Raw genomic sequence first — 16,916 nt, 5'->3', positions numbered from 1 at the left:
TGGCTTTCAGGGCCCCAGCGATTACCGGGCAGCCGGCGAAAAAGCCGGTAGCCCGGGCTATAGGCCACAAGTAAAGCCGGTTAGCCGGCCAGCGTGAATCGTCCCCCAAATCCGACCAATCCGAATAATCCGATAAATCCGTGGTTCAGACAAGCGCGAATTTCTTGCCCGGCAGGGCCCGCACCACGCCCCGAAACTCCAGGCCCAGCAGCAGCGCGGCCACGGCGTGGATGGCCAGCTGGGCCTTCCAGGCGAGGTCGTCCATCTGGGCCTCGCGGCCGGCGGCGGCGGAGAGTACGGCGATGAGCGCAAATTCGTCGGCCGTGAAATCGTCGGGCGAGTAGGCGGGGGCGGGCTTGAACTTGCCCGAGTGCAGGGCCGCGTCCCAATTCAGAATAACCTCCAGGTCGCGGGGCTCGGTGTAGATGGCGGCCTTGTTATTTTTAATCAGGGCGTTGCAGCCCTCGGAGGCCAGCGAGCCCAGGTTGCCGGGCACGGCCAGCACGTCGCGGTCGTAGCTCAGGGCTAGCTCGGCGGTGATGAGGGCCCCGCCCTTAATGGCCGCTTCCACCACCACGGTGCCGTCGGCGAGCCCGGCGATGATGCGGTTGCGCTGCGGAAAATTGTACCGGTCGGGCCCCGTGCCGAAGGGGAATTCGGTGAGCAGGCCGCCCACTTCGCGCATTTTTTCGGCCGTTTTGCGGTGCGCGGCGGGGTAGATGACGTCGAGGCCGGTGGCCATCACGCCCACCGTGGGCAGGCCTTCCTGCAAAGCCGCGCGGTGGGCCAGAATATCAATGCCGTAGGCTAAGCCGCTGACCACCAGCGGCCGGTGCGGCACCAGCCCCCGCACGATGCGCTCGGTTTGCTCGCGCCCGTACTCCGTGGATTGCCGGGTGCCGACGAGGGCCACGATTTTGAGCGCATTGAGGTCGGCGGGGCCCTGGTAGTAGAGGATGACCGGCGCGTCGGGGATGAGTTTGAGGCGGTGCGGGTAGCGCTTGCTAGTGTAAAATAGGATTTCGACGCCCTCTTTCTCTGCCTGCCGCAGGTCCTTTTCGGCGCGGCTGAGGGCCGTGGCGCGCTCGGGGCCCGTAAGGCTGGCCACCGCTTTGGGCCCCACGCCGGGAATGCGCCGCAGCTTGCCCGGCGGCATCAGCAGCACGTTTTTGGCCGAGCCACCGTAGCTCATCAGCTGCCGCGTAATCTGCGGGCCAATGCCGGGGATGAGCGTGAGGGCCAGTTCGTGGAATAAATCGTCAGTAATCGTTTGGGGCATCGATAGGGGATAGGTATAGATATAAAATATTGATAGAGGAGCGTAATTATCAGAACGTCATGCAGAGCGCAGCGAAGCATCTTTCCTGCGTAACTAATCCTGATTATTGGCGCGACAAAGATGCTTCACTGCGCTTTGCATGACGGCTTGGAGGCCAGCGCAGCAAAACGTTCTGGGGCCCAAATACTAACCGCCGCCCTACTCCGGCCGGGCCACGTCCAGCTCCTTCTTTAGGCTCACCAAAAAGGCCCGGACGCGCTCGATGGCCTGCACGGCGTCGATTTTATCCTTGAGCTGGGGGCCCTTCTGCTTGAGCATTTCGCGGGCCCCCGGGATGGTGTAGCCGCGCTCCTTGACAAGGTGGAAAATGGTGCGGAACGTGTCGATGTCCTGCGGCGTGTAGAGGCGGTTGCCCTTCTTGCTGCGGCGCGGTTTCAGCTCGTCGAACTCGGTTTCCCAGAAGCGCACCAGCGACTCGGCCACCTTGAACTGGGCGGCCACTTCGCCGATGGTAAAGTACTGTTTTTCGATGGTGCGCTCTTTATAGGGCATGGGGTTACCTTTGCGATTCAGCCGAAAAGTACCCAAAAATCCCCGTTCGGCCGTTTTTCTATGTCGCTCCCCACCGCCGCGCACGTCCGCCAGCAATTCCTCGATTTCTTCGCCTCCAAAGGCCACCACATCGTGCCCTCGGCCCCGCTCGTGGTGAAAGACGACCCCACGCTGCTGTTTATCAACAGCGGCATGGCCCCGTTCAAAGACTACTTCCTGGGCAACCGCCCCGCGCCCTTCAAGCGCATCGCCGACACCCAGAAGTGCCTGCGCGTCAGCGGTAAGCACAACGATTTGGAGGAGGTGGGCTATGACACCTACCACCACACGATGTTCGAAATGCTGGGCAACTGGTCGTTCGGCGATTACTTCAAGAAGGACGCCATTGCCTGGGCCTGGGAGCTGCTCACCGACGTATTCAAGCTCGAAAAAGACCGGCTCTACGTGACGTATTTCGAGGGCGATAAGGGCGACGGCCTGGGCCCCGACGCCGAAACGCAGGCCCTGTGGCGCCAGTACACCACCGACGACCGCATCCTGCCCGGCAACAAGAAGGACAACTTCTGGGAGATGGGCGACACGGGGCCCTGCGGCCCCTGCACCGAAATCCACGTGGACCTGCGCACCGCCGAGGAGCGCGCCCAAACGCCTGGCCACCAGCTCGTCAACGCCGACCACCCGCAGGTGGTGGAGGTGTGGAACAACGTGTTCATGGAGTTCCAGCGCCTGGCCGACAAGTCGCTCGTCAAGCTGCCGGCCCAGAGCGTGGACACCGGCATGGGCTTCGAGCGCCTGATGATGGCCGTGTCGGGCGTGCGCTCGAACTACGACACCGACGTGTTCCAGCCGCTCATCCAGTTCATTGCCAAGGAAGTAGGCATCGAGTACCACGGCACCTCGCCGGCCACGGTGAACGACCAGCCGGCCACCGAAAACGAGAAAACCGACATCGCCATCCGGGTGCTGGCCGACCACATCCGCGCCATCGCCTTCACCATCGCCGACGGCCAGCTGCCGAGCAACGTGAAGGCCGGCTACGTCATCCGCCGCATCCTGCGCCGGGCCGTGCGCTACGCCTTTTCGAGCTTGAACCAGAAGCAGCCCTTCCTCTACAAGCTCGTGCCCGTGCTGGCCGACCAGATGGCCGGCATTTTCCCCGAGCTGAAGGCCCAGCAGGCCTTCGTGACGCGGGTGATTGAGGAAGAGGAAATTGCGTTCCTGAAAACGCTGGAAACCGGCCTGCGCCGTCTGGACGCGCTGGAGGAAGCCGCCCGCCAGAACGGCGGCGTCATCGACGGCGCCACGGCCTTCGAGCTGAGCGACACATTCGGCTTCCCGCTGGATTTGACGGCCCTCATCGCCCGCGAAAAAGGGCTGACGGTGGACGAGGCCGGCTTCCAGCAAGCGCTGGCGCAGCAGAAAAACCGCAGCCGCAACGCCCAGGAAACCGAGCAGAGCGACTGGGTGACGGTGGCCGAAGCCGAGGGGCCCAACGTGTTCGTGGGCTACGACCAGGACGAGGCCACTGCCCGCCTGCTGCGCTACCGCAAAATTGACAAGAAGGGCAAGACGGAATACCAATTGGTGCTCGACCAAACGCCGTTCTACGCCGAAAGTGGCGGCCAGATTGGCGACACCGGCTACCTGGAAAGCGACGTGGACCGGCTGCGCGTGCTGGACACGAAGCGCGAGAACGACCTCATCATCCACACGGTGCTGGAGCTGCCGCAGGAGCTGACGGCCGAGTTCTGGGCCCGGCCCGACGCGGCGCGGCGCACGCTCGTGCGCAACAACCACACGGCTACGCACTTGCTGCAAGCCGCCCTGCGCCGCGTGCTCGGCGAGCACGTGCAGCAAAAAGGCTCGCTGGTGAACGACAAGCTGCTGCGCTTCGACTTCTCGCACTTCACGAAGGTGACCAACGGGCAGCTGCGCGAGATTGAGCAGCTGGTGAACGAGCAGATTCGGCGGCAAATCCCGCTCGATGAGCGCCGCAACGTGCCCATTGCCGAGGCCAAAACGCTGGGCGCCATGGCCTTGTTCGGCGAGAAGTACGGCGAGTTCGTGCGCGTCATCACCTTCGACAAAGACTATTCGGTGGAGTTGTGCGGTGGCCTGCACGTGGCCAACACGGGCAGCATCGGCTACTTCAAAATCGTGGCCGAAAGCGCCGTGGGGGCTGGCGTGCGCCGCCTCGAAGCCGTGACGGCCGGCCCCGCCGAAGTCTACGTGGACCAGCAGCTTGACCTGCTCGCCCAGGTGCGCGAGGCCCTCGGCAACCCCCAGCACTTGCTGACGTCGCTCGAAAAGCAAACCGAGGAAATTGGGGCCCTGCGCAAGCAAATGGAGCAGTTTGCCCAGCAAAGCATCAACCAGCAGAAAGACCAATTGGCCGGCCAGGTGAAGCCGCTGAACGGCGTGAACTTCCTCGCCGCCCAGGTGCAGGCCACCAGCGCCGAGGGCCTCAAAACCCTGGCCTTCAACCTGCGCCAGGCCGTGCCGAACCTCGTGCTGGTATTGGGCGCCGAAATCGACGGCAAGCCCCAGCTAGCCGTGATGCTCGACGACGAGCTGGCCAAAGCCGGTAAGCTCAACGCCACGGCGCTGGTGCGCGAACTGGCCAAGGAAATCCAGGGCGGCGGCGGCGGGCAGCCGTTCTTCGCCACGGCCGGCGGCAAAAACCTGGCGGGCCTGGGCGCGGCCATCGCCAAGGCCGAGGCTGCGGTTTCGACAGCACTATAGCTCGTTGGTAACTTAGACTGAAGAGAAAAGCGGCGGCTCTACCTGGTAGGGCCGCCGCTTTTCTCTTCAGCAAGAAATCGACCGCTATTTTGCGCTCCGTTGTCCTTCATTTCCTTTCCACAAGATTGTCTTTGCTTTGCATGCGTCGAATTTATAGCGCTTGTGTGGCGCTGAGCCTGCTAACGACTAAAGTGGCCATCGCGCAGCAGCTTATTCCGCCGCATAAGCAGGCGTTTCTAGATTCAACGCACCAGGTGCTGCTCAACGAAGTTGGTGCTCGCTACCGCCGCGAAACCGAATTTTCTGATAGCATAACGGCCACGGTAAGTACCTATTATCTGGCCACGGGCAAGCTGGCCAGCCGGCAAGCATTTGCCAATCTGCGGAAGGGAGTGCCCGATGGAATATCGGAACAGTGGTACCCCAACGGCCAACTCCGAATGCACGCAGATTACCGGCAGGGCCGGAGGACAGGGGAGTTACGCACTTATTATTCCACAGGTCAGCTGAAACGGCGCGAAGTGTATAATCTGAAAGACGACTTTACTTCTACCGGCGAATGCTTCGCTGAAAATGGCCAACTCGTTCCGTTTTACAAGTTCGAGCAGATGCCCGTGTACCCGGAGGGCGACGGTAGTGCCCGCGTAATAGTCAGGGCGGTGCAGCGTGGAATTAAGTATCCGCGGCTCGCGGCCAAAGACCACTGTGCCGGACAGGTCATCGTGGCGTTTAACGTGAATGCTTTGGGGGACGTGGCCGATATCCGCCTAGTGCAAAGCCTGTGTCCGCTGGCCGATGAAGCCGTGCTGGAATCGATACGGCGGCTGAAACGATTCAAACCCGGCTTGCAGGATGGAAATCCGGTGGCCATTGCCTTTACCATACCGGTCACCTTTTAACCTGGTTCTGATGGCGGCAATGCGGCGCGATTAGTTAAGCCCGCCCTCCCGCTCTGGGCGCTCCCAAGAAGCAGCCACTAGGCCACCTTATCGGGTTGGTGAAAAGGACGTTGGCGCTTACATTTGGTGCATTGGGGCCCCGGGCCGGGGCCCCAATGCCCTTTCTGTTGGCCGCACCCTACCCGGACCGTCCGATGCCTACTTTTCGCTTGTTGCTGCCGTTGCTAGTGGCCTGGGGGCTGGGGGGCGCGGCGCGTGCCCAAACCACGCCCGCCCCCGCGTTTCCGCAGACGACGGTGGCCTACCTGGATGCCGACGAGCGCCCACTGCCGGGCCCCGACAGCGCTGCCTACCGCGTCGAAACCCTGCGCACCGACAGTAGCAGCCGCGCCGTGGTGCGGCGCTACTACGCCACCGGGGCCCTGCAAGCCTACACGCCCTACCTCGACCTGGGCCGGGGCGTAGTGCACGGCACCCGCACCACGTGGTACGAAGACGGCCGCCCGTGCACCAAGGAGGAATACCTCGGAGGCCGCCGCCAGGGCGAGCTGCTGGCCTACTACCCCGACGGCACCCTGAAGCGGCGCGACCAGTTCGTGGCCGATCAAAACATGCTGGGGGCCTGCTACGGCCCCGACGGCCGCCCCGTGCCATATTTTCCCTACGAGCAGCCGCCGCTGTACCCGGGCGGGGCCCTGCTGCTGTACCACGACGTGACGCGGCGCGTGCGCCCCACCGCCACCGAAATGCACCGCTTTGATACGTCGGGCTCGCTGATGTGGGAAGGTGCCTTCGGGGGGGCGCGCCGCGAAACCCGGCCCGCCGTTGTACCGGGGGCCACCCGCTGGCCGGTGGGCCAAATCGACGTCGTGTTCACCATCACCGAGCAGGGCGAGGTGGCTGACCCGTACGTGGCCCGGTCGTCGGCCCCGTGGTTGAACGAGAAGGTGCTGGCCGCGGTGCGCGGCCTGACCAAACGGTTCCGCCCCGGGCAGCGCGACGGCCAAACGGTGCGCGCCACTTGCCAAGTGCCGGTGGTGTTCTACGTCAGGCCGGCTTCCAGCCCGGGAAGGCGGCTGTAAGGCCGGCCGGGGCCCCGTTGCGGCCCATTAGTAACCAAAAATCACACGCCCGGGGGCACGGCAGGGCTCCAGGCGATGCCCCCGGGCGTGTGATTTTTTGGTTACTAATGCGAATTACTTAAACTTCCTTCCGGTGCGTTGCGTACCTCAGCACTGCTACGCAGCATGTGCGCTGTAAATTTGCGCTTTGCTAACACGCTTACCAACGGGGAAATTCCCCATTTTTACCCAAATTTTTTTATGAAACACCTGTTATCTACAACAACTCTACTGGGCTTGGGCCTGCTGGCCGCGGCTCCACGCAGCCAGGCCCAATCGGCCGATAGAAAGTTTGGTATCAGCGGGTACGCCACCACGCTCCAGTACATGGGCGACATGGGCAATACCTACTTTAAAGCCAAGAACAACACGTACGGCGGCGGCCTCACCCTGAGCCGCTACATCAGCAAGGGCTTCGACATTAACCTGTCGGCCAACCAGTCCACGCTGCGCTTCCCGTCGCCGACGGGCGCGTTCGCCAACAACGGCACCCGTTTCTACGCCAACATCAGCACATACGGTCTGGGCTTCAAGTTCAAACTGCCCCTGAAAGACGAGGCAGTTATCCGGCCTTACTTTCTGATTCAGCCTGGTGTGGCCCGCGTCAACTCCGACCGGTACGCCTCGCCGACCGCTGCCGCCAACCACCTCGATTTCACTTCCTTTGACGCCCAAGGCGCCATCGGTTTGGATTTTCGTATTACGCCGGGCTTCAGCCTGTTTGCCCAGGCGGGCGAGCACATGCTCGTCACCGGCGACGACAAGCTCGACGGTTCGGCCAGCAACGCCACCGGATTTTATTACGACCACGACCGCTACCTGCAATTCTCGGCCGGCTTAACCGCCAACATCGGCAAGGCCAAGGACACCGACGGCGACGGCGTATCCGACCGCAAAGACAAGTGCCCTGATACGCCCGCCGGCGTGAAAGTGGACGTGAACGGCTGCCCGCTTGACACCGACGGTGACGGCGTGCCCGACTACCAAGACAAGTGCCCCGACGTGAAAGGCCTGGCTGCCCTGCAAGGTTGCCCCGATGCCGACGGTGACGGCGTGGCCGACAACGACGACAAGTGCCCCAACACCCCGGCCGGTACCAAAGTGGACGCCAGCGGCTGCCCGCTTGACACGGACGGCGACGGCGTGGCCGATTACCTCGACAAGTGCCCCAACACCCCCGCTGGGGTGAAAGTGGACGCTACCGGCTGCCCGGTGGACACGGACGGCGACGGCGTGCCCGACTACCAGGACAAGTGCCCCGACCGTGCCGGCCCCGCCAGCAACAAGGGCTGCCCCGAGATGAAGGCCGAAACCAAGAAGGTGCTCAACGAAGCCACGAAGTACATCAACTTCGACTTCAACAAGGCCACGCTGAAGCCCAGCTCGTTCCCCAAGCTGGAGCAGATGGTGCAGATCATGAACGAGTACCCCGACTACTCGCTCAGCATCGCGGGCCACACCGACAGCAAGGGCGACGACAACTACAACCTGCGCCTGAGCTACGAGCGCGCCGCCGCCGCCCGTAAGTACATGCTGAGCAAGGGCATTACCGCCGAGCGCATCGAGGCCCGTGGCTACGGCGAAACCAAGCCGATTGCGGACAACAAAACCGCCGCTGGCCAAGCCAAGAACCGCCGCGTGGACTTCGACCCCTACCTCACCGGCGAAACCAACGCCGCCGAGGCGAAGTACGGCGCCGCCCCAACCATCAGCGAGCTGAAAGCCGAAGGCAAGAAGCTGCCGGGCAAGAAAACGACTGGTACCGGCTCGCCCCGCAGCCGCAAGGCCCCAGTAAAGAAGGCCGCCGCCAAAAAGGCCCCGGTGAAGAAGTAAGGCCGCGGGGGCCCCGGCCCCGGCTACCTTGGTTAATGCAGCCCGCTCGTTTTGAGCGGGCTGCTTTTTTTTGGCCCTGCGCGTAACAAATGCTCCCGATGCTGTGTGAAAAAGCGGGGCCCCGGGGCCCCAAACCCGCGCCGGGGCCCCGCCCGAACAAAACCGGGGCCCGAATCGGTTTTAACTTGCGGGCGGGTTGCGGCGGCATTGGCCGCGGCCCGCTCATCAGCTGTATTATATGGACGACGCCCTGCTTGCCAAGTACCAGCCCGTGATTGGGCTGGAAGTACACGCCCAGCTGCTCACGCGCAGCAAAATGTATTCGTCCGACGAGAACGAGTACGGCGTGGCCCCCAACACCAACCTCTCGGTCATCACCCTCGGCCACCCCGGCACCCTGCCCAAGGTGAACCGCACGGCCGTGGACTTCGCCATGAAAATGGGCCTGGCCACCAACTGCCACATCCGGCGCGACAACCTGTTTGCCCGCAAAAACTACTTCTACCCCGACCTGCCCAAGGGCTACCAGATTACGCAGGACAAAACCCCGATTTGCTACGACGGCCACCTCGACGTGCGCGTGGGCGACGAAGTGAAGCGCATCGGCGTCACGCGCATTCATATGGAGGAGGACGCGGGCAAGAGCATGCACCTGGCCGGCGAAACCGAAACCCTCGTGGACCTGAACCGCGCCGGCGTGCCGCTGATTGAGATTGTGAGCGAACCCGACATCCGCACCGGCGAGGAAGCCTACGCCTACCTCACCGAAATCAAGAAGCTGGTGGAGTACCTGGGCATCTGCGACGGCAACATGGAAGAAGGCTCGCTGCGCTGCGACGCCAACATCTCGGTGATGCTGCACGGGGCCCCTGAGTTCGGCATGAAGGTGGAGGTGAAGAACATGAACTCCTTCCGCAACGTGCAGCGCGCCATCGCCTACGAGATTGAGCGCCAGATTGCCCTCGTGGAGGCCGGCGAGGAAGTGGCCAGCGAAACCCGCGGCTTCGACGCCGTGACCGGCACCACCAACGGCCAGCGCAGCAAGGAGACGTTGAACGACTACCGTTACTTCCCCGAGCCCGACCTGCCGCCGCTTGTCATCGACGACGCCTGGCTGCACCGCATCCAGGCCGAGCTGCCGGCGCTGCCGCAGCAGCTCTACGCCCGCTTCACCGGCGAGCTGGGGCTGAGCGACTACGACGCCTCGGTGCTGATCGACCAGAAGGAAGTGGCCCAGTACTTTGATGGCCTGGCCCGCCTCACGCCCAACGCCAAGGCCGCCGCCAACTGGGTGATGGGCCCCGTGAAGTCGTACCTCAACGAGCGGGCCCTGGCAATGGAAGACTTCCCGCTCGACCCCGCCCAGCTCGCCGGCATCATTGAACTGATTGATGCGGCCAAGATTAATTACTCGGTGGCCAGCAAGCAGTTATTTCCGTACTTGCTGGAGCACCCCACGGCCAACGCCACCGGCGCGGCCGAAGCTTTGGGCCTGCTGAGCAAAACCGACGGCGACGAGCTGGGGGCCCTGGTAGCGCAGGTGCTGGCCGCCAACCCGGCCAAAGTAGCCGAGTACCGGGCCGGCAAAAAGTCGCTCACCGGCATGTTCATGGGCGAGCTCATGAAGCTCACCGGCGGCAAGGCCGACCCCAAGCAGGCCAACCAGCTGCTGCGCGCCGCCCTAGAAGAATAGGTTTCTAGTTACCCGTCAGCGGCTAAGCCTGTACCGCCAAACTGTGCTTGGCCTTGCCCCAGGGCCCCCGAGGCAAGGCCAAGCTGGCGGCACGGGCCCTGCCGGAACCAACCCCAGCGGGGCCCCGTTGGCGTTTTTGCACCCGTTCAAATTCATGCGTTACCTAATGATCAAAACCACGTTGCTGGCCGCCGCCGTACTGGGCGGAGCCAATGCCTGCCAGCCCGCCTCGGCGGCAGCGGGCTACGAAATCACTGGCCAGTTGAAAAACGCCCCGGCCGGCACCGAGCTGCACCTGGCCGAGCTGCAATCGAACCAGTTTGTGGAGCGCGCCTCGGCCAAAACCGACGCAACGGGCAAGTTCACCTTCAAGGGCGCGGCCCCCACGGCGGGCTTGTACCAGTTGAAAATCAACGACGCCAACCAAGTGCTGCTGTTGCTCGACGATAAAACCCGCGTGGCCCTGGCCGGCGACGCCCAGCGCCTGCCCGCTACCTACACCGTGCAGGGCAGCCCCGACGCCGAGGTGCTGCGCGAGCTGACGCAGGTGATGGAAGGTACCAAAACGCAGATGGACGACCTCAAGGCCCGCTACACGGCAGCGGCTGGGGCTCGCAACACCGCCGCCACCCAAGCCATTGAGGCCGAGGCCGCCACGGTGCAGGAGCGCACGGCCGCCCGCGTGAAGGGCGTGCTGCGCCGCCACCCAGCGGCCGTGGCCACGGGCTTCGCGGTCGGTGCTTTCTTGAACCCCGAGGATAACTTCCAGTTTGCCGATTCCATTGCCGCTGTGCAGCGCAAGGCCAACCCCAACTCGCCCTTCACCAAGGAGCTGACGGCCCGGCTGGAGCCCATGCGCGCCACCGCCGCCGGCGCCAAGGCCCCCGACATCAACCTGCCCACACCTGAGGGCCCCAAGCTAGCTCTCAGTAGCCTGCGCGGCAAGTACGTGCTGGTTGACTTCTGGGCCAGCTGGTGCGGGCCCTGCCGCCAGGAAAATCCCAACGTGGTGAAGGCTTACAATACCTTCAAGGACAAGGGCAAAGGCTTTACGGTATTCTCCGTGTCGCTCGACCAGGAGAAAGGCCGCTGGACCAAGGCCATTGCCGCCGACGGCCTGCTCTGGCCCAACCACGTGTCGGACCTAGCCGGCTGGCAGAGCGTAGCCGGGGCCGCCTACGGCGTCGTGGCCATCCCGCAGTCGTTTCTGCTCGACCCCAACGGCGTCATCATCGCCAAAAACCTGCGCGGCCCCGCCCTGGAAGCCAAGCTGGCCGACGTGCTGAAGTAGCACCGCAGCTAAAATCAAAAAAGGCCCGTCTGCTACCAGACGGGCCTTTTTTATTTGAGCCGAGGGCCCAGGAGCCTGAAAGGCTACCTCAAAAACATGCGCTGCAGGCCCGGCCAGAGGCGCTTCTTCAGGCTGACGTCGTACTCCACCATCTCAATCTCGGCGGCGGCGAGGTAGGAGAGGTTTTGCCCGGCGAACTGCACAGGCTCGTAAATCTGGGTGTTGCGCACGGTCACGTCGAGCAGGTTGCGGCCGAAGGCCACGACCTGCGTAGCGGCCAGCTCGCGGCGCAGGCTGCTGAGTGCCACCGGCAGGTGCGACTCCACATTCACCAGCACCACGTCGGCCATCACCAGCCCCAGGGCTTGCAACATCTTGTTGAGGAACACGTTGCGGTGCAGCTTGTGGAACTGGTCGGGCGGCAGGCGCACCAGCAGCACCACGCCATCGGCCCGGCTGCCCAGCGTGGCGAAGGGCGTGAGCTGGGCCGGTGGCACCGCTGGCCCAGCGGGTAATGGGGCCCCGGCGGCCGGTGCCGGCCGCGGGTTTTCCACGTTCGCGGGCACCGACGTAGGCCCGGGTACGGGTGGTGCGGGCACGGCTGCTACCGGTACGGAAGGCGCGGAGGCCGCTGCTGCTGGCGGGGCCACGGGCGCAGTGGCGGCAGCAGGTTCCTCAGCAGAGGGGGGCGTTGCAATGGCCAATGCCGCGGCTACCGCGGCCCCGGGCAGCCGCGCCGGTGGCACCGGGACCACGGGCTTGGCGGGGGCGGTAGGTGCCGCCGGCGCGGCCAGGTTTTCGGACGCGATGCCCGGAGCTGCGGTGCCCGGCTCGGCCGGCACGTAGAGCGTGACGTCAGTGTAGAAATTCTGGAGAAAAGCCAGGGTTTCGGCGGACATGGGCGGGGGGTGTTAGGAGTTGTCAGTTACTGGTTGTCAGTAGTTAGTCAATAAGTTAACAGGCTTACTAAAGACTGATAACCAGCAACTCACAACTAAAAACTATTATAGTTCGAACAGGGCTTTGAGCTCCTGGGCTTCGGCGGGCTTCATGCGGCCGGCCAGCACCAGGCGCAACTGGCGGCGGCGCAGCGCCCCATCGAAGAAGGCAATTTCCTCGGGGGTTTCGGGCACGGCCTCGGGCACGTCGATGGGCCGGCCCGACTGGTCGACGGCCACGAAGGTGAAGAACGCCTCGTTGGTTTTGATCTTGGTGCCGTTGGGGATGTCTTCGGCCCACACGTCGATGTGCACCTCCATGCTGGAGGCGAAAGCCCGCGTGACCTGGGCCTGGAGCGTGACCACGTTGCCGAGCCGGATAGCGTCGCGGAACGAAACGTTGTCGACCGAGGCCGTGACCACGATGCGGTTGGAGTGCTTTTGGGCGGCGATGGCGGCGGCGATGTCCATCAGGTGCATCATGCGGCCGCCCATTAGGTTGTTGAGCGTGTTGGTATCGTTGGGCAGCACCAACTCGGTCATGATGACGAACGAGTCGGCGACGGGCTTTTGCTTGCGCATCAGGCGGCGGGGTAAAGGGCGGAGTGAAGCCGCAAATATCGGGCAGCCGCGCTGGGCGTTCCCGCCGGGGCCCGGCGGCGTGCCTTCACGGGGCTTGTACCAGCCCATAGGCTAAGCCCCAAAACACCCTCAGCCGGGGCCCCAGCCGGTGCTTTACTGCCAGCCGCCGGCCCCCAGCAAGGGCACGAAGCGGGCGGGGGCCAGGTCTTCGCGGGCGAAGGCGTCGGGGCCCTCGCGCACCACGCGCACCATGCGCTGTGCCTGCGCCGGGCCCACCGGAATGACGAGTTGCCCGCCCACGGCCAGCTGGCGCAGCAGGGCCGGCGGCAGCCCCGGGGCCCCGGCCGTGACGAGGATGCGGTCGAAAGGCGCGGCCTCGGGCCAGCCCAGCGAGCCATCGCCGCAGCGCAGCTGCGGGGTGGCGCCCCCGGGCGGTAGCAGGGCCCCCAGCCGCCGCTGGGTGGCGGCAAACAGCGTGGCGTTCAGCTCGATGCTGTGTACGTGGGGCGTGAGGCGCAGCAGCACGGCGCACTGGTAGCCCGAGCCGGTGCCCACCTCCAGCACCCGGTGGTGGGGCCCCAGGGCGAGCAGTTCCGACTGGTAGGCCACGGTGTAGGGCTGCGAGATGGTTTGGCCCTCGCCGATGGGAAAGGCCTTGTCGTGGTAGGCGTGGGCCTCGAAGGCGGGGGCAAAAAACAGGTGGCGCGGCACGGTCCCCAGCGCAGCTAGCACCCGCTCGTCGCGGATGCCGCGCCCGCGCAGGGTGGCCACCAGGGCCCGGCGCTGGCCGCGGTGGCGGTAGGTGTCGGGAGGGGCAGAAGCGGAATCAGGGGCGGGAAGCGGCACGGAAAAAACGCAAGAGAACCGGTGGCCCCGGCCGGGGCCGCGGCCGGCCGGTGGGCCCCGCTGGCGCTACCTTTGGGGCCCCGCGGGGCTTTGAGCCCGCAAAAATACATCCGTTACCCACTCTGTGCTTCTTCGCCGCCTTCAATACGCCAAGCTCGTGGCCGCCGATTTTTTGGCGGCGCTGCTGGCCTGGGCGGCGTTCTTCGGGCTGCGCAAGTACCTGCTGAACGAGCTGGTAGGCTACCGCTTCACGCAGGAGGCGGCCGCGGCGCTGGCGCTGGCTGCCCTGGCCATTGGCCTGGCCTGGACGGGCCTCTACGCCCTGGCCGGGCAGTACCGCAACGTGTTCCGTAAGTCGCGCTTAGCCGAGGTGCTGCGCCTGCTGCGGGTGTCGGCGCTGGGGGTGGGGGTGCTCTTTTTCGCGCTGCTGCTCGACGACGCGGGCGTGAGCAACTACCGCCTCTACTACCGCACGTTGGCGGCCTACTTTCTGCTGCATTTTTCATTTTCGGCCGTGCTGCGCGTGGCCGCCGTGCGCAGCGTGCAGCGGCTGGTGCGGCGGGGTGCCATTTATTTCCCCACGCTGCTGGTAGGAGGCAGCGCGCTGGTGCTCGATACGGCCCGCGACCTAGCCCGCACCGGCCGCTACCTGGGCCTGCGCGTGGAGGGCTTCGTGGCCCCCGAGGATGGGCCCGTGGACGAAGCCCTGGCCGCGGCGCTGCCCGCGCGTGGCACCTACGGCCAGCTGCCGGCCCTGGTGGGGGCCCTGCGCATCGAGGAAGTCATCATCGCCATCGAGCCCAGCGAGCACCGCCGCATTCAGGAAATTCTTAACCTACTGGAAGGCAGTCCAGTGCGCATTAGTATTTTGCCCGATTTGTACCAAATTTTACTCGGTTCGGTGAAGGTAAACCACTCGTTCGGCACGCCGCTCATCGAAATCAAGCACGATTTGCTGCCGCCCTGGCAGGCGCTCACCAAGCGCTTGTTCGACATTGTGGCGGCCCTGGTGTTCATGGCGTTGGCTTGGTGGGCGTATGCCTTCACGGCTTGCATGGTGTGGCTTTCGTCGCCGGGGCCCGTGTTTTACCGACAGGAGCGCATCGGCAAAAATGGCGTGCCGTTCGCCATCATCAAATTCCGCTCGATGTACCTCGGGGCTGAGCGCCTGGGGCCCGCGCTCAGCTCCGACCACGACCCGCGCGTGACGACCTGGGGCCGCTTCATGCGCCGGGTGCGCCTCGACGAGCTGCCCCAGTTCTGGAACGTGCTGCGCGGCGACATGAGCGTGGTGGGGCCCCGACCCGAGCGCCAGTTTTTCATCGACCAAATTGTGCGGGCCGCGCCCCATTACCGCCACCTGCACCGCGTGCGCCCCGGCCTCACCAGCCTCGGCCAGGTGAAGTACGGCTACGCCGAAACCGTGCCCCAAATGGTGGAACGCCTCAAGTACGACGTGCTCTACATCGAAAACATGAGCCTGGCCATGGACTTTCGGGTGATGCTCTACACGCTGAAAATCATCCTCGAAGGCCGGGGTAAATAACGCCTTGCCGATTGCGAGGACTAGAGGATAAAAAGCTATTTAATAAGCGTTTGCCTGCTAAGGCCAAACGAAGACTTGAATTAACTGTTACCCGGGCACGTTCCCTATCAAAAGCAACCATGTTTACCGGAATCATCGAAGCCCTGGGCACCGTCGTGGCCGTAGCCGCCGACGGCACCAACCGCCAGTTTACCGTGCAGTCGCCGTTTGCGGGCGAGTTGAAAATTGACCAAAGCGTGGCCCACGACGGCGTGTGCCTGACGGTGGTGGCCACCGACGAAGCCGCCGGCACCCACGTGGTCACGGCCATCGCCGAAACCCTGCGCGTGACCAATTTGGGCCAGTGGGCCCCGGGCCGCAAAATCAACCTGGAGCGCTGCCTGGCCGCCAACGGCCGCTTCGACGGCCACATCGTGCAGGGCCACGTCGACGCCACGGCCGAGTGCGTGGGCATTGAGGACCAAAACGGCTCCTGGATTTTCCGGTTCCGGCACGCCCCGGGCCCCGGCCGCGTCACCGTTGAGAAGGGCTCCATCTGCATCAACGGCACCAGCCTCACCTGCTTCGAGAGCACCGACGATACGTTCGCCGTGGCCATCATCCCGTACACCTACGAGAACACCGGTTTCCACCAGCTGCAAGTGGGCGAGGTGGTAAACCTGGAGTTCGACATTGTGGGTAAGTACGTGGCCAAGCTGCTGGGCCGCTAGCCCCGCGACACGCCGGCCCCAAGTGCCCGTAGGAGCCTAAAGATGGGCCTTTTGCGGGAAAATAACCGCGCAGGTGTGGCGGCGCAGGGTGCAACGGCCGCGGGCGCTGTACTGCGGGGCCCGTTCACCGAATCCACACGTGCGAATGGGCCACTTGATGGCACAGCAGGTATTTTTTTGTGCCCCCGGCGTGGCGCGGCGCGCCGGGGGCTGGTGGGCGGGGCCGCCGTGGGGGCCCTGCTGGGCCGCCCGGCGGCTGCCCAGCAGGGCCCCACGGCCGATTCGGCGGCGGTGGCCGCGGCGGTAGCGGCGGCGGGCCGCACCTACCGCGCCGCCTTGCACACCGGAACGGTGCTCTACGACGGGCCCGAGTACGTGGATTACACTACCCCCGGTACCCGGGGGCACCAGTTTTTTGGGGGCCCCGAGCCGCAGGCTGGCACGGTGCAGTACCGCAGCGGCGCGTTCAACGACGTGCTGCTGCGCTACGATTTGCTGCGCGACCAGCCCGTGCTGCTCTACCCCGGCGAGGGGGCAGCGGTGGCGCTGGTGGCGGGCAAGGTGGACGGCTTCACGCTGGGGGCCCACCGTTTCGTGCGCGTGGCGGGCGGCGATACGCTGGCCGCCGGGGCTCTGCCCGCGGGCTTCTACGAGCTGCTCGTGGACGGCCCCGTGCGCCTGCTGGCCCGCCACCACAAGCAGGTGCAGCGCGTCACCATCAGCCAAAACCTGGCCCAGGAATACCAGCAAACCGACCAGGTGTTTGCCCGCACGGCCACCGCCACCGCCTAGCTCACGAGCCTAAAAAAGCTGCTCGCCCTGCTGCCCGCCCACCAGGCCGAGGTGCAGCGCTACGCCCGCCAGCAGGGCCTTAAGTTTTCGGC

Annotated in this window: 14 protein-coding genes; 9 read left to right on the top strand and 5 right to left on the bottom strand. The window is 64.7% G+C overall.

Translation table 11 applies throughout. From position 1 onward, the window contains the following. Window positions 1–145: 145 nt before the first annotated feature. Both dprA and AXW84_RS09775 read right to left on the bottom strand, forming a co-directional pair. The gene (gene dprA, locus AXW84_RS09780) at window positions 146–1,279 is read right to left on the bottom strand and encodes a DNA-processing protein DprA (protein ID WP_236943292.1); all 1,134 of its coding nucleotides are present in this window, start codon (window positions 1,277–1,279) and stop codon (window positions 146–148) included. Window positions 1,280–1,477: 198 nt separating this feature from the next. After that, a complete protein-coding gene (locus AXW84_RS09775; protein ID WP_068232072.1) occupies window positions 1,478–1,831 on the bottom strand; it encodes a MerR family transcriptional regulator in 354 nt (117 codons plus the stop codon). Window positions 1,832–1,891: 60 nt separating this feature from the next. Between AXW84_RS09775 and alaS the strand changes: the two genes are divergently transcribed. The 6 genes from alaS (at window position 1,892) to AXW84_RS09745 (ending at window position 11,410) form a co-directional block, all read left to right on the top strand. Next, window positions 1,892–4,573 carry an alanine--tRNA ligase gene (gene alaS, locus AXW84_RS09770; protein WP_068232070.1) on the top strand — a complete coding sequence of 894 codons (2,682 nt, stop codon included), beginning with the start codon at window positions 1,892–1,894 and terminating at the stop codon, window positions 4,571–4,573. 140 nt (window positions 4,574–4,713) lie between these two features. Further along, complete coding sequence (locus tag AXW84_RS09765) at window positions 4,714–5,472, top strand: energy transducer TonB (protein WP_082773806.1); 759 nt, start codon at window positions 4,714–4,716, stop codon at window positions 5,470–5,472. Between the two features lie 194 nt (window positions 5,473–5,666). Continuing rightward, complete coding sequence (locus AXW84_RS09760; protein WP_157886919.1) at window positions 5,667–6,554, top strand: energy transducer TonB; 888 nt, start codon at window positions 5,667–5,669, stop codon at window positions 6,552–6,554. A gap of 240 nt (window positions 6,555–6,794) precedes the next feature. Beyond that, window positions 6,795–8,426, top strand: coding sequence for an OmpA family protein (locus AXW84_RS26330; RefSeq protein WP_082773804.1), 1,632 nt, complete (start codon window positions 6,795–6,797; stop codon window positions 8,424–8,426). A gap of 238 nt (window positions 8,427–8,664) precedes the next feature. Beyond that, entirely contained in the window at window positions 8,665–10,119 is a 1,455-nt protein-coding gene (gene gatB, locus AXW84_RS09750; RefSeq protein WP_068232058.1) for an Asp-tRNA(Asn)/Glu-tRNA(Gln) amidotransferase subunit GatB, read from the top strand. Window positions 10,120–10,273: 154 nt separating this feature from the next. Beyond that, window positions 10,274–11,410: a TlpA disulfide reductase family protein gene (locus AXW84_RS09745; protein WP_071891161.1), complete on the top strand. Its 1,137-nt coding sequence runs from the start codon at window positions 10,274–10,276 to the stop codon at window positions 11,408–11,410. Between the two features lie 83 nt (window positions 11,411–11,493). On the opposite strand, the gene AXW84_RS09740 is transcribed toward AXW84_RS09745, so the two are convergent. The 3 genes from AXW84_RS09740 to AXW84_RS09730 form a co-directional block, all read right to left on the bottom strand. Then, window positions 11,494–12,309, bottom strand: coding sequence for a hypothetical protein (locus tag AXW84_RS09740; protein WP_068232054.1), 816 nt, complete (start codon window positions 12,307–12,309; stop codon window positions 11,494–11,496). Between the two features lie 105 nt (window positions 12,310–12,414). Continuing rightward, a complete protein-coding gene (locus AXW84_RS09735; protein ID WP_068232053.1) occupies window positions 12,415–12,930 on the bottom strand; it encodes an acyl-CoA thioesterase in 516 nt (171 codons plus the stop codon). Window positions 12,931–13,083: 153 nt separating this feature from the next. Continuing rightward, window positions 13,084–13,776 carry a protein-L-isoaspartate(D-aspartate) O-methyltransferase gene (locus AXW84_RS09730; RefSeq protein ID WP_068232050.1) on the bottom strand — a complete coding sequence of 231 codons (693 nt, stop codon included), beginning with the start codon at window positions 13,774–13,776 and terminating at the stop codon, window positions 13,084–13,086. 124 nt (window positions 13,777–13,900) lie between these two features. Here AXW84_RS09730 and AXW84_RS09725 point away from each other — a divergent pair, with 124 nt between their 5' ends. The 3 genes from AXW84_RS09725 to AXW84_RS09715 all read left to right on the top strand — a co-directional run bounded on the left by AXW84_RS09725 (window position 13,901) and on the right by AXW84_RS09715 (window position 16,824). Continuing rightward, a complete protein-coding gene (locus AXW84_RS09725; RefSeq protein WP_068232047.1) occupies window positions 13,901–15,322 on the top strand; it encodes a sugar transferase in 1,422 nt (473 codons plus the stop codon). 119 nt (window positions 15,323–15,441) lie between these two features. Further along, complete coding sequence (locus tag AXW84_RS09720) at window positions 15,442–16,032, top strand: riboflavin synthase (protein ID WP_068232045.1); 591 nt, start codon at window positions 15,442–15,444, stop codon at window positions 16,030–16,032. A gap of 177 nt (window positions 16,033–16,209) precedes the next feature. Further along, window positions 16,210–16,824: a hypothetical protein gene (locus AXW84_RS09715; protein ID WP_157886918.1), complete on the top strand. Its 615-nt coding sequence runs from the start codon at window positions 16,210–16,212 to the stop codon at window positions 16,822–16,824. The last annotated feature ends 92 nt before the right edge of the window (window positions 16,825–16,916 follow it).

Source organism: Hymenobacter sp. PAMC 26628 (assembly GCF_001562275.1).
In the GTDB taxonomy this organism is placed as follows: domain Bacteria; phylum Bacteroidota; class Bacteroidia; order Cytophagales; family Hymenobacteraceae; genus Hymenobacter.
This window is presented reverse-complemented; position numbering and strand designations above follow the sequence as displayed.

Bases quoted from the DNA above. Each gene is read 5' to 3' on its own strand.
- AXW84_RS09735 (WP_068232053.1), bottom strand. From the start codon at position 12,930: ATGCGCAAGCAAAAGCCCGTCGCCGACTCGTTCGTCATCATGACCGAG.
- AXW84_RS09765 (WP_082773806.1), top strand. From the start codon at position 4,714: ATGCGTCGAATTTATAGCGCTTGTGTGGCGCTGAGCCTGCTAACGACT.
- AXW84_RS09775 (WP_068232072.1), bottom strand. From the start codon at position 1,831: ATGCCCTATAAAGAGCGCACCATCGAAAAACAGTACTTTACCATCGGC.
- AXW84_RS09745 (WP_071891161.1), top strand. From the start codon at position 10,274: ATGCGTTACCTAATGATCAAAACCACGTTGCTGGCCGCCGCCGTACTG.
- dprA (WP_236943292.1), bottom strand. From the start codon at position 1,279: ATGCCCCAAACGATTACTGACGATTTATTCCACGAACTGGCCCTCACG.
- alaS (WP_068232070.1), top strand. From the start codon at position 1,892: ATGTCGCTCCCCACCGCCGCGCACGTCCGCCAGCAATTCCTCGATTTC.
- AXW84_RS09720 (WP_068232045.1), top strand. From the start codon at position 15,442: ATGTTTACCGGAATCATCGAAGCCCTGGGCACCGTCGTGGCCGTAGCC.
- AXW84_RS26330 (WP_082773804.1), top strand. From the start codon at position 6,795: ATGAAACACCTGTTATCTACAACAACTCTACTGGGCTTGGGCCTGCTG.
- AXW84_RS09760 (WP_157886919.1), top strand. From the start codon at position 5,667: ATGCCTACTTTTCGCTTGTTGCTGCCGTTGCTAGTGGCCTGGGGGCTG.
- AXW84_RS09740 (WP_068232054.1), bottom strand. From the start codon at position 12,309: ATGTCCGCCGAAACCCTGGCTTTTCTCCAGAATTTCTACACTGACGTC.
- gatB (WP_068232058.1), top strand. From the start codon at position 8,665: ATGGACGACGCCCTGCTTGCCAAGTACCAGCCCGTGATTGGGCTGGAA.